This is a genomic window from Bacillus sp. BK450 (genome assembly GCF_004364885.1).
Taxonomy (GTDB): domain Bacteria; phylum Bacillota; class Bacilli; order Bacillales; family Bacillaceae; genus Bacillus; species Bacillus safensis.
The window spans coordinates 87,094-99,049 of the sequence record NZ_SOBQ01000001.1; the positions used below are offsets into that span (position 1 = coordinate 87,094).

11 protein-coding genes are annotated in these 11,956 nt (G+C 41.1%); 2 read left to right on the plus strand and 9 right to left on the minus strand.

The window, feature by feature from the left end:
* Positions 1-189: 189 nt before the first annotated feature.
* The 4 genes from EV579_RS00480 to EV579_RS00495 form a co-directional block, all read right to left on the minus strand.
* Positions 190-3,333: a bifunctional cytochrome P450/NADPH--P450 reductase gene (locus EV579_RS00480; protein WP_133743784.1), complete on the minus strand. Its 3,144-nt coding sequence runs from the start codon at positions 3,331-3,333 to the stop codon at positions 190-192.
* Positions 3,334-3,355: 22 nt separating this feature from the next.
* The gene (locus tag EV579_RS00485) at positions 3,356-3,934 is read right to left on the minus strand and encodes a TetR/AcrR family transcriptional regulator (protein ID WP_041109214.1); all 579 of its coding nucleotides are present in this window, start codon (positions 3,932-3,934) and stop codon (positions 3,356-3,358) included.
* Positions 3,935-4,161: 227 nt separating this feature from the next.
* Positions 4,162-4,872: a DUF421 domain-containing protein gene (locus tag EV579_RS00490; RefSeq protein ID WP_044335586.1), complete on the minus strand. Its 711-nt coding sequence runs from the start codon at positions 4,870-4,872 to the stop codon at positions 4,162-4,164.
* A gap of 64 nt (positions 4,873-4,936) precedes the next feature.
* The gene (locus EV579_RS00495; RefSeq protein WP_133743785.1) at positions 4,937-7,153 is read right to left on the minus strand and encodes an RNA ligase; all 2,217 of its coding nucleotides are present in this window, start codon (positions 7,151-7,153) and stop codon (positions 4,937-4,939) included.
* Positions 7,154-7,263: 110 nt separating this feature from the next.
* Here EV579_RS00495 and EV579_RS00500 point away from each other — a divergent pair, with 110 nt between their 5' ends.
* Positions 7,264-7,455, plus strand: coding sequence for a TIGR00366 family protein (locus EV579_RS00500; protein WP_044335590.1), 192 nt, complete (start codon positions 7,264-7,266; stop codon positions 7,453-7,455).
* Positions 7,456-7,467: 12 nt separating this feature from the next.
* On the opposite strand, the gene EV579_RS00505 is transcribed toward EV579_RS00500, so the two are convergent.
* From EV579_RS00505 to EV579_RS00520, 4 genes are all read right to left on the minus strand, one after another.
* Positions 7,468-8,376 (minus strand): DMT family transporter, encoded by a 909-nt coding sequence (locus tag EV579_RS00505; RefSeq protein ID WP_103132498.1) that lies wholly within the window; start codon positions 8,374-8,376, stop codon positions 7,468-7,470.
* A 154-nt stretch (positions 8,377-8,530) separates the two neighbouring features.
* Positions 8,531-9,382: an SDR family oxidoreductase gene (locus EV579_RS00510; RefSeq protein WP_103132499.1), complete on the minus strand. Its 852-nt coding sequence runs from the start codon at positions 9,380-9,382 to the stop codon at positions 8,531-8,533.
* A 100-nt stretch (positions 9,383-9,482) separates the two neighbouring features.
* Positions 9,483-9,896, minus strand: a complete 414-nt coding sequence (locus EV579_RS00515; protein WP_103132500.1) for an Rrf2 family transcriptional regulator — start codon at positions 9,894-9,896, stop codon at positions 9,483-9,485.
* 48 nt (positions 9,897-9,944) lie between these two features.
* Positions 9,945-10,418 carry a VOC family protein gene (locus EV579_RS00520; protein ID WP_052503034.1) on the minus strand — a complete coding sequence of 158 codons (474 nt, stop codon included), beginning with the start codon at positions 10,416-10,418 and terminating at the stop codon, positions 9,945-9,947.
* Between the two features lie 160 nt (positions 10,419-10,578).
* Between EV579_RS00520 and EV579_RS00525 the strand changes: the two genes are divergently transcribed.
* Positions 10,579-11,022: a DUF2188 domain-containing protein gene (locus EV579_RS00525; RefSeq protein ID WP_041109183.1), complete on the plus strand. Its 444-nt coding sequence runs from the start codon at positions 10,579-10,581 to the stop codon at positions 11,020-11,022.
* Between the two features lie 23 nt (positions 11,023-11,045).
* Here EV579_RS00525 and ku read toward each other — a convergent pair whose 3' ends face one another.
* Positions 11,046-11,894, minus strand: coding sequence for a non-homologous end joining protein Ku (gene ku, locus EV579_RS00530; RefSeq protein WP_024425113.1), 849 nt, complete (start codon positions 11,892-11,894; stop codon positions 11,046-11,048).
* Positions 11,895-11,956 lie beyond the last annotated feature (62 nt).

Sequence of the window (11,956 nt, forward strand, 5' to 3'; positions counted from 1 at the left end):
TCCTCCTTTATGTCCTATATCAAAAATGATACGATTGTTTCATATTGGAGTAAATGAGAGAATATTCTTATTTTTTACAAAATATTTCATTTTTAAATTAGGTGTTTTGTATCTTCCCACCCCTTCATTCTATCGATCTCTTTCTATGAGAATAGAAAAAAACCGCCTAATTGGCGGTCTTTCCTTTTGTCAGCTCCACACATCTTTTACATATCTATTGTCATTTGCAAGGGCTGTCAGCCAATTTTCAGCTGTTTCCTTTGAGCATTGTTTCTCGTTTTGATAGAGATCGATTAGTGTAGCCTCTACATCTGGGGCCATGACTTTTCCGTCTCCGCACACGTAAAGGTAGGCACCTTGATCAAGCAATTCGATGAGCATGCCGCCTTCTTCTTTCAACAAATGCTGGACATATACTTTTTGCTCATCGTAACGAGAATAAGCACGATGGATATGGATAACTCCTTTTTGCGCGGCAAGCTGCATTTCATCAAAATATAGATCATCTTCCTCAGGGTGACGGCAGCCAAAATATAGGTGGGCTTCGCCTAGCTGCTTCCCTTCCTTCTGCCACACTTCTCTTGCCTGAACAAATCCTCTAAATGGAGCGATTCCTGTACCTGGTCCAATCATAATCATCGGTATGTCTGATGAAGGGGGCAGCTGGAATCCGTCTTGTGCTTCATGCAGGAAGCAGGCTACTTCTTCCCCTTCTTTCAGACCACATAAATAGGTTGATGCGACTCCGGCATATTCTCCGCTGCCGCTCCATGCTTTACCTTTGACAACTGCCACTGTGATACTGACTTTTTCTTCATCTACCTTTGGCGAGCTAGAGATCGAATAATAACGCGGCTTCAAACCTGGTAAAAGCGCCAAAAAGTGTACAAACGGCAGCTCGCACGCTTCATATTGATCTAATAAATCCAGCATGGTTACTCGTTTCTTTAAAATGGCTTCTTGATATGCTTCACCAGCCATTTCTTCAAGCTCCACGCGGTGAGGCGGACATACCGTATGTGCTGCGAGCTCTCTTAGCTGTGTACGTGTCGCAGGCTCTTGAAGCTCAACATGTGAGGCGAGTAATTCTTTGATTGGAATCGGCTGATCTAATGGTAAATGACTTGCCTCTTTCTCAGATGAAAGCTTAATATGCTGCTCTGGATTTAGTTTAAAGCGGCGGGTCACACGCTCAACGAGTGCATCACTATTTTCCGGTACAACCCCAATATGATCCCCTTCTTTGTATGCTTTTCCAGCAGGCAATTTCAATTCAATATGTCTTGTCTGCCTCGTGCTTGTTTCTGATTGTAATTCTTCATTTTTCAATACAACAGCTGAAAAGGCATCATATATTTTAGCTACAGGACGCTCCACTAGCTCATTCGTATAAGCAACTGATAGGTTTGGTTTTTCCTTCCCCTTTTCTTGGAAGGTGAGCTTAAATTCTTTTGCAAGCTGTTCAAAGACAGTTTTCTGGAAGATTTCTTTATCCTCATCCATATCACCGCCTGCATCACCTTCTCCTAAATCAGCTACACGTTTGGCTCCTTTTCTTTCAAGAGCTTCATCAATCAGACGGGGGATCCGCTGGTACGTACTCGCCCAGTTTCGATCTCCGCATCCAAAGACCGCAAATGTCACGTTTGATAAATCCTGCTCCTCATCCTGCGCCAGCCAATCCACAAATTGCTTCGCATTGTCAGGCGGATGTCCGTTGTATGAAGCGGACACGATGAAGACAGCACCTGTATTTGGCAATTGGCGTGTAAAGTCATCAAGCGGCGCAGTGGTCACATCGAACCCTTTTGCTTTCCCATCTTCAGCCAATTCGTTCGCTATTTGCTTTGCCGTACCAAGATTTGATCCGTATAAAACTAGCAGCGGTGTACCGTGACTCGCCACTTTTGACTCATGAGATTTGGTGCTTTTCTTCGATTCTTCTTTCGGTGGTGCCATAAAGAATTGCTGCTTCCTTGGCCGCACTTTGATTTTAAAATCGTTAGGTTTAATTGTGAGAGATTCTTTTAAATCAAGCTCATAAGATGTGTGATCAATTAACTCTAAATTGTGCAGGACCATCGCGAGAACCATCGTAGCTTCATGCAGGGCGAACTGCATACCGATACATGCACGCTGTCCATTCCCAAAAGGCTTGTAGGCATGTTGCGGGATTTTCTCAGGATGTGTAAACCGCTCTGGTTTAAATTCTTCAGCATCCTCGCCCCATACCGCTGGATCACGGTGTAATTTAGGGAGCAGAACAGAGACACTTTGATTTTTTTGAATCGGATATTTTCCCCCGATTACTGTGTCCTCTTTCGCATAAAGAGAGAACGTAGGCGCTGTTGGCCAGAGGCGGAGAGCTTCATTTAACACCATACGAGTGTAGCTTAGCTTTTGCACCTGTTTAAATGCCGGAAGCCCGCCCTGCAGCACCTCATCTGCTTCTTGGACGGCTTTCTTTAATTTCTCTGGATTCTTCAGTAAGAAATAAATCGCAAATGATAGCAGCCCGCTTGTTGTTTCGTGGCCTGCAATTAAGAAGGTGATGATTTGATAACGGATATTTTCATCGGATAAACGTTCACCTGTTTCAGGGTCCTCTGCATGCAGCATAAGAGACAGTAAATCATCGCCCGCTTTATCTTGTTTTCTTCGTTCCTGAATAATGTCATCTACTAATTGCTTCATAAAATCGACATGCTGGTCAAATTCTTTTCTTCTTTTGATCATGAGTTTATCTGCAATTGGCAATCGACTCGACTGCTCCATTGCTTCATTTAAGCCTTTCAGCATGCTGTCGATGAACGGATGCTGATTTTCTTTATAAAAGCTGTTAAAGCGAAAATCAAAACCGCAAAGGCCGATCGTATCTAAAGTCAGCTTTGTCATATCCTCAGCTACTTCAATTTCTTCATCGCGGCCTGTTCTTTGCCATTTTTGCACAAGCTGTGTGGCAATATCGAGCATCATCTCATGATAGCCCTTCATGGCCTGCTGGCTGAATGCAGGCATCAAAATTTGATGAGCCTTTCTCCAGTTCGGTTCTTCTGTCCAGCTTGTAAATAGTCCGTCCCCTGCAAATGCTCTTACTTTACTCAGACTAGTTCCAATAAATTTATCAAAACGGCTTTCGTCACATACTTCTTTGACAAGTTCATGGCTGGAAACAAAAATACTTGTTGCATTTGAAAATTCAAACTGAAAGATCGGCCCTAATTCATCTGCCAGCCGCCAAAAGGTTTGAGCAAGCTCCCCCTTTTTTATATGGGGAATATTTTTAAAAGGTCCGTATGTTTTTGGTTTTGGAATGATTGATGTTTGCTTCATATGCCCACTCCCTTTATTTCTTTTAAGATGCAACGCTGATGGCACGCCATAAACATTGCTCAATTTCCTCCAAAAATTCAATCGTTGGCTCTATTTCTTCTGCAAGAATTTGTTTATGCAGCTGCACAAAAGCACCAAATACAATAGATAAAATGGTTCTGCCTGAGAGGTTTGGGTGAATCCCATCCTTTTTCCCTTCTTCAAAGATAAGGAATAGCTCATGTAACAAATGCTGCATTTTCTCTTTGCTCGTCTCGTCTAAGTAATGGGACCGTTTATCAATCTCTAAGAAATACAGCCCGCTTGGATTCTCCTTTGTAAACAAAACTAAGCAATAAAATACATGCTTAAAGTACGCCCGAATACTTAACTTTGGATCTGGACTGTTTGTGTTCATTTTTTCGATAAATGCCGAAAGGCTGCGCTGGTACAAAATATTGACGAGTGCCTCCTTGCTGTCGAAATAACGGTAAATGGTGCCCGCTCCGACGTTTGCTCTTTTTGAAATCATCGGCATTGTGGTGCCATCAAAGCCTCGTTCAATAAATAGTTCCAGCGAAGCCTTCATGATCTGTTCTTGTTTATCAGTCACTGCTGGCATTTCATCCCCTCCTTTTAAAACGTAGGAATGAACGTTCATTCCGTTTGTGGTATATTATATTAATATTTTAATTTCATCTATTTATACTTAAACATACTTATTTTACTCCGTCACTACATTTTCTGAAAATAATAATAATTGAGAAATGATACCTAGTCGCATGACATCCAAAGGACTTATAAAGATTGTCAAATGTGTGTCATGCAGGTGTCATCAGCACTACACATTCATTCCTGATCGATTGGGGAATGAATATGGTCGTCATATGTATCAATATATAAGCTTCCATTACTTGAACGGACAGCATAAACAATGTCCTTTAAGGACAGCTGCCTTTTTTTCAGCTCTTCTTCTATCCATTGCTCTGTTAATTGATTTTCTTGTATGTTTTTTTGGATGAGTTTCCCGTCCATGATGACTTCAATCGGCATATAACGCTCTGCCTCCATGAATAAATGAAGGTCCTTCCGCGTGACTTTTTCAAACGAAGGGTATTTTTTCACTGACATATGCCCATCTGTTTCAATCATTGCAAATTCAACTTCGCTAATATCAAAAATGTCTTTTTCTCTCAGCTGCTGATTTAAATAATCAAGGGTATATCTCATCCCTTTCATATTCCCCTCAAGAATTTTTCCATTTTGTATGACAAGTGTTGGTTTACCCGCCATCAACCCTCTTATCTTCCGGCTTCTTAATGCAAGCAGGGAAATCACATAAATAATCATGACAAGTGACACAAAGGAAATCGTTGTGTGCTGAAGCGGGAGCGTTGTATTAAACGCCAGGTTCGCTGCAATTGAACCTAAGCTGATGGCTGCTATAAAATCAAAAATATTCATTTGCGCAATGGTTTGTTTCCCTAAAAGACGTGCTCCTCCAAATAAAATCGCAAAAGCAAACATCGTCCGAAGAATGACTTCAATATGGTCAGACATGCAAGTATCCACCTTTCAATTGCATCAAAAAAAGCCTTTTCCTTAGAAAAGACTCTTTGTTAGACTATGCATTTATTTCATCATTATTCAATTGGGCAGTACCGCTTTGTTCAAATTGTGATCGCAGTTCAATAATTGAGCTATTCCTCACATGATCTGCTTCTTGCTCAAGAAGCCATGTATAAAATCTTGCTTGCTCCGCTGTCTGCAAAGCCTGCATATATTTTTGCGAGGAACGCTTCTCTACAACGCGCTGCTTCATCCCCCGCATCTGCTTCCAGAATTGATAATAAGGGAGCTTGAGTTTGGTCATAAAGCCTTGATCATCCTCAATGACATACCCCTCTTCTTTAATTGTATTATCATGGGAGACCGCCTGATACCATTTATAAAAAGACGTCCAATCATGGAAAACAGCCACTTCCTGCTTGCAGGATATTCCAAGCTGTTCACTTAATCTTTTCACTTCAGCGAATGGTGCTTTTTCATAGCTTAACTGCCGCTTCACAATATCAAGTAAAATGAGTTGATCTTGTTCATATGTGATAATATGCGGATCTTTTTCTGGCAAAATGACTTCAAACACAAGAGATACATGGTGGTCACGGACATATGATTTAATGTAATCAGCCTGCACGTCACTGAAGGTCTTATCAAATAGCTCTTCGACCCAGGAAGCATGCTGATTTTGTTTCACATGTGATGTATACGATTTGGATGTAAACACCAATTCATCTTCCATTTCATTATACCCAACAGTTCCTAAGTATCCATTTGCTTTATCATATACGGTGACAGGGAATTGCAGATGGTTCACTAAATGCTGCATTCTTGTCTCCGGACGCTCATCAATGTTAAAAAATTTATTGTAGCTTCTAGACACAATCTGCTTAGAAACCATATTGACAAACAAACCTCTTGCTTTCACATTCACATCATCCCATTGCCGTTCACTAAAAGCCTTTTTCGTAAAATTAAAAGATGAAATATGGTGCGGAAGTTTTAATTCCTGTACGTATTCATGCTGATCTAAATGAGCTAAAAAATCATCCAGTGAAATATCTGGCTGAACAGCAGCCGATTGTTTTTTCTCAGACGCTCTGTAGACTGGATTGTCAATTTCATGAGTCTCAATCCCGTCAGCTGTGATTTTCAACACCCGCAGCTGCCCCCCAAATTCAACCTGACCTTCTAGGTTATAAGACCTTTCCGCTGCGTGAATAGGCAGTCTGTATAAATTGCGATGCCCGTGAATTTGGATGATATTCAGCCCAGCCGTATTTTGAACAAATAAGTGATCAATATCATCTGAATATTCTCCTACGCCGTGAATGAGCTGCTGTGTTGAGACATGCAGAAGTTCTTCTGGCAAATGAGCGAGCCCGCCATGTGTAACAAGAAATGTCTGATCATGGTACGTAAAATAAGTAAGCTGATGAAAGGTTCTGACAAACTTTCGTACTTCCTTCAAATCAAAGTTTGCTGCTTCGATTTCAGGCACAGTATGACGATTAAACATATTACTTCTGACTTTTTCACCATGTGCAAACCGGTATAAATGCTGATCATGATTGCCTTCAATGACGATGACATTCCGGCATTCTCTATGGGCGATCATCCATTCTAATACTTCTTTGTTTTCTATTCCTCTATCAAGCAAGTCACCTGCAAAGATATAAAGTTCGTTTTCTTTGATGTCTCCTTGCAAATAGGTGGTAAGTGCGGTGTAACAACCGTGAATATCTCCGAAAACATGAATGGCCTCATATTGATCAAAGGATCGAGGCTGATAAGTCATCACTTGCGGATAATCCTCCGGCTGCAAAACAGTCACCCATGACGGGACCTTTTCTGTTTTTAACCGCTCGTTCATTTGATACAAAACAGATTCCCGCACCACTTTGTGAGATTCACGTGAGCGATTTTGCAAAAGAGCTGTTTCAAGGGGTACCTGCGTGAAATCGACGACATACACCCTGTAACGATAAGATGTCGCTAAAGACTTGTATTGAGAAATCGATTTACTAGAAATATGTGTCGCATCAATCACAGTAAAGTCTCCGCGCTCCATACGGGCTGTGAGTAGATCGAATAATAAAGACCAAACTTTGTGGTCATGCTTGCTTGAAATGTCTAGTTTCCCATTGACTGATAGCTGCGGCGGCTGAGTTAACAGCCGGATTTGATCCGCTGATAAAGTGTAAGGCTCTAAGCCTTGTTCTTTGATCCATGTTGATTTACCTACGCCTGGGAGACCTCGTAAAAGGACTAAAGTTCTCATATTGGTTCTCCTTTAATGAGTGATATTTTACCTATTATAGATAAATTATGGATAAATCTCAATCTTTTATTGATTATGGTAATATATAGGTAGAAAAGGAGGTTTTACGTATGTCTAATGGAGAGAATGTGGCATTCAACATGGGAGATCTTCTATTTCAAGTGTTCTCTCTTATATTCATTGCCTTTATTGTGACAATCATTGTCATCGCGTTTCGCATGATCAGAAGAAAACGAATGGAATTGAAAAAAATCGAGGCAAGATTAAACAAAGTAATTGAAAAAAACGATTTAAAAGAGTAAAAAATCCGGAAGTTAACCGGATTTTTTTGTTTTCATCACGATACCTTGACGCTGCTGCATCAAAAAGAAAAAGACGCCTAAAAGAACAAGCAGACCGCCAAGCATTTGAAGCAGCGTGACTTTCTCTCCAAGCAGCCATACAGCAAGGATCGTTGCCCCAACAGGTTCACCTAGAATACTCATTGAAATGGTAGTCGCATTAACATAAGTTAATAGCCAATTATTAATGACATGAGACATCGTGGGAATAATGGCGAGCAATAAAAAGATTCCCCACTCTTTACCCGGATAGCCTATAAATGGAGTTTGCTGAAGCAGGTTGAATAAAATTAAAAAAAGACCGGCAAAACCAAATACACAAAAACTATAAATCCAATGAGATATTTTTCTTACAGCCTGTTGGCCTATTAACAAATAACAAACAACAGCGATCACACTCAAAAAGGATAAAAGATCTCCTAAGATGGCTTCCTTGCTATGACCAATATCTCCCCAGCCTATCATGAGGGCACCAACAATCGCTGCACACATCGTCAATAGAGCAGACATCGTCGTTCGTTCACGGAAAATGAGGAATCCGCCTAATAAGGAGACCATTGGCTGAAGGGCGATAATAATGGTAGAGCTTGCCACTGTCGTCAGCTTCAGTGAGCCAAACCATAACACAAAATGGAGTCCTAAAAAGAAGCCTGACATACATAAGAAAAACCAGTCTCTGCGCTTTATCGAGAGAAATTCTTCTTTTCTTGGCAAGATAAACGGCAGCATGAGAGCCGCCGCAAAAATCATTCGATACATACTTAAAATAGCAGCAGGTGCATTTGACCATTTCACAATGATTGCAGAAAACGAAATGGCAATAATTGAAATCACAAGCGGCAGTGCAATTGATTTCGTTTGAGCAGTTGTCTTCATTTCCATTAGCAGCTTCCTTTACATCAGCAGTAGATGAGCAGTTCATCTTGTATGTCGTCATCTTACTATGTCCATTCACCTAGTGGCAAGATGATTTTTTAAAACTGGCGTGAGCTTTTTGGATGGAAAAAACGCCCTTTTCATAGGGCGTTATTGTTGTTTATTCTGAAATCAATTCACGAATTCTCTCTTCAATAGGTGTTAACGGCCGGCCTAGTAATGTTTCGAAATCTTGGCTTTCGACAGCTAAAGCACCATCGCGTATGCCGCTTTGAATGGCTTTGACAAATGGCACTGCTTCTTTTGGTACACCATTTGAAGCTAAAAAGTCTCCAAATGTGTCTACATCTATTTTTTCTACTTTGATTTCTTTTCCACTCACCTTACTAACAATTTGTGCAAGTTCACTATGCGTCCGAAGAGGTCCTGACAGTTCATATATCTCCTGATCATGTACGGGAAGTGTTAACGCATTTGCTGCCGCTTCTGCGTAGTCATTTCTTGTTGCCCAGCCAACCTTTCCTTCGCCAATAGGGCTTAAAAATGGTGCGCCGCTGACTGACGCCAGAATCGTATCTTTTTCGTTTTCAACATACCAGTTGTTTCTTAAAAATACATGAGGAATGCCAGAGGCCAAAATGGCTTCTTCTGTTTTGGCATGGTCATTTGCAAGGACAAGCTGACTCTCTCTTGCATTGACAACACTTGTATAAGCAATAAACCTCACATTTGCTGCTTTCGCCGCTTCAATTGCTGCTTTATGCTGCTCGACGCGGTCACCATCCGCTGTTGAAATGATCAACAGACGATCAATGCCCTTAAATGCTGATGTCAGGGTGTCTGGCTGAGTAAAATCTCCATGGCGTACATCCACCCCTGCATCCTTCAAATGTGCTGCTTTTTGCGGATTTCGAACACTGACTGAAATTTGTTCAGCCGGTACTTTTGTGAGCAAATGCTTGACGACGAGCGATCCAAGTTGTCCCGTTGCGCCTGTTACTAATAATTTCATTTGTTGACCTCCTCATTTTTCGTTCAACGGTGATGTGCATTCGTTATAACCGAAATGGTTACAACAAAGGTGTAAAAAAAGCTCTAAAGTACGAGCTTTTTTATTCCGCCTCTGTTAATAATTGCTGAATTGTCACTTGCTTTAGGTGATTCTCAAGTGCAGCTTGTGCTTCTTTTAGTTCATGACGCAGTCTCGTATCCATCGCTTGACCAATCGGGCATGCGATGACGGGCTGATGAAAGTTAAATAATTCTTCATCCTCGCTTACATCTACAGCACGGTACACATCTAACAGCGTGATGTCCTCAGCCGGTCTTTTTAAATAAGCACCGCCTACTCCGCGGCGAATTTCAATGAGACCCGCCCGTTTGAGCATTGCCATCATTTTTCGAACAATGGCTGGATTTGAATTCACGCTCTCTGCAATAAAATCACCTGTACACTCTTTTTGAACACCTGCAATAAATGACACAATATGAACAGCAATCGGATACCTGCTGCTAATTTGTTTCACAATCTTTCACCACCGTTGTAATCAATATAGTTACAATGAGTGATTTTGTCAATCAATAAACGGATTTTTCTTTCGATCCCAGTCCTCATATGCCATGATATCGTAGTTTTCTTCTGTATCAAGTTCAAGCGGGGCCATGCATTCAAGCAGATTCTCATCTGGGTCAAGAAAATAGATCGCTGCATGAAATTGCGGCGGATTATCGAGAACTAAAGGCTGCTTTTCTTCTGGAAAACCAAACATTGGGTGAATGCTGATCCCTTTTTCTATCAGCCAGGCTTTGATCTGTTCGATGCTGGATGTTTTAATTTGGAAGGCTACATGTCGAGTTGCTACGTGATATGGAATAGTGGACATATCTGCCTTCCATATGCCAAGCCAGCTCTTTCCTTTCTCAATCCATAAAAAGGCTACTCTTTCATTCTCATGAGCAAGCGTCAATCCCAATTTTTCATAAAACGCAATAGATGTCTTCAAGTCACTCACAGGTAAATGTGCTTCATACAGTCCTTTTATCATCATCAAAATCACTCCTTTTCTACCTTCTATTCTGCGGGAATTGATGAGATTCTGCTTCAGCAAAACGATGTATTTTATCTCCAACATTAGTTTGAGAGAACTTGTATGTTTGATCCATTACAGATGGGGGAAGGTGTTCAAATAAAAGAAAGGAGCGGTTCATATGCCTTGGACGATGAACGATTATCCAGCTTCATTTCAATCATTAGACAACGTCATTCGAAAAAAAGCGCTTGAGATTGCCAATAAAATGATTCAGGAAGGCTATGAGGAAAATAGAGCCATTCCCATTGCAATCAGTCAAGCGAAAGAGTGGAAAAAGAACGCAACGGAGAAAGAGGTAGAGAATTTTTCATCTCATGGTTCTGTCAAACCTTCAGAGAGCAGCAGCTCCGCAAGACCAGAGCTCATGGATCATGCGCAGCATGTAGTGAAACACGAGGAAGGCTGGGCGATTCAAACAGAGAAAGCGAAACGAGCAAGTGAGGTCAAAGAAACAAAACAAGAAGCAATTGACCGGGCAAAGGAGATTTCAGCTAATAAAGGAACTTCCGTTGTCATTCACCGAAAAGACGGGACGATTCAGGACGTGTTAAAGCCGCAATAAGACCGCTTGTCAGCGGTCTTGTTTTATGCATTCTTTTCTTTTTTCGCTGGTGTTTTTCTTTTCTTAGGCGCTGCTTTTTTCGCTTTGGCTGGTTTTGATCGGTCGATCGAAGCCTGTAGTGCGGCCATTAAATCTGTCACATTGGCTGCAGGATCTTTTTTGCCTGTCGTTTCTGGCTGAACGGTATGTTCTCCAGATATTTTATCGCCAATTAAATTCATCAGCTGTTCTCTGTATTCATCTTGATATGCTGCTGGATCGAATGTCGTGGTCAGCTGCTCGATTAAAAGGAGTGCTGTATCTAACTCTTTCTTGACAATGTTCTCCTCTTGGGGGATATTCGGCACATCTGATACTTGTCTAATTTCGTCAGGGAAATGAATGGTTTCCATCAGCAAAATATGTTCATAGCACCTTACGATTGCTAATTGCTCCTTTGAGCGGATCATAATTTTTGCGACACCAATTTTCCCCGATTCCTCTAAAGCTTTTCTTAATAATGAATAAGCCTTCGCTCCGCCGGTATCCGGTGATAAGAAGTAACTTCTTTCGTAATAGATTGGATCAATCTCCTCAATCTTTACAAAATCAATGATTTCAACGGCTTTTTCTTCATTTTCTTTTCGCAGCTTTTCCAGTTCTTCATCGTCCAATTCAATAAATTTATTTTTCGCATATTCATACGCCTTCACAATTTGTTCTGGCGCTACTTCTTCACCGCAATTGGCACATACTTTCTTGTAGTTAATGGGCGTGTGACACTCTTTATGCAGCTGTCTTAATTTAATGTCTTTGTTCTCTGTAGCGGTAAACAGCTTGACTGGAATATTGACCAATCCGAAACTAATGCCGCCTTTCCATACTGTATGCATCGCGATTCCTCCGTTCTTTTCTCCTTACTATGTAATGTTTTCATCAGACTTATGTATGTGAA

Bases quoted from the DNA above. Each gene is read 5' to 3' on its own strand.
- EV579_RS00490 (WP_044335586.1), bottom strand. From the start codon at position 4,872: ATGTCTGACCATATTGAAGTCATTCTTCGGACGATGTTTGCTTTTGCG.
- EV579_RS00485 (WP_041109214.1), bottom strand. From the start codon at position 3,934: ATGCCAGCAGTGACTGATAAACAAGAACAGATCATGAAGGCTTCGCTG.
- EV579_RS00520 (WP_052503034.1), bottom strand. From the start codon at position 10,418: ATGATGATAAAAGGACTGTATGAAGCACATTTACCTGTGAGTGACTTG.
- ku (WP_024425113.1), bottom strand. From the start codon at position 11,894: ATGCATACAGTATGGAAAGGCGGCATTAGTTTCGGATTGGTCAATATT.
- EV579_RS00495 (WP_133743785.1), bottom strand. From the start codon at position 7,153: ATGAGAACTTTAGTCCTTTTACGAGGTCTCCCAGGCGTAGGTAAATCA.
- EV579_RS00480 (WP_133743784.1), bottom strand. From the start codon at position 3,333: ATGAAGCAAACATCAATCATTCCAAAACCAAAAACATACGGACCTTTT.
- EV579_RS00500 (WP_044335590.1), top strand. From the start codon at position 7,264: ATGTCTAATGGAGAGAATGTGGCATTCAACATGGGAGATCTTCTATTT.
- EV579_RS00525 (WP_041109183.1), top strand. From the start codon at position 10,579: ATGCCTTGGACGATGAACGATTATCCAGCTTCATTTCAATCATTAGAC.
- EV579_RS00505 (WP_103132498.1), bottom strand. From the start codon at position 8,376: ATGGAAATGAAGACAACTGCTCAAACGAAATCAATTGCACTGCCGCTT.
- EV579_RS00510 (WP_103132499.1), bottom strand. From the start codon at position 9,382: ATGAAATTATTAGTAACAGGCGCAACGGGACAACTTGGATCGCTCGTC.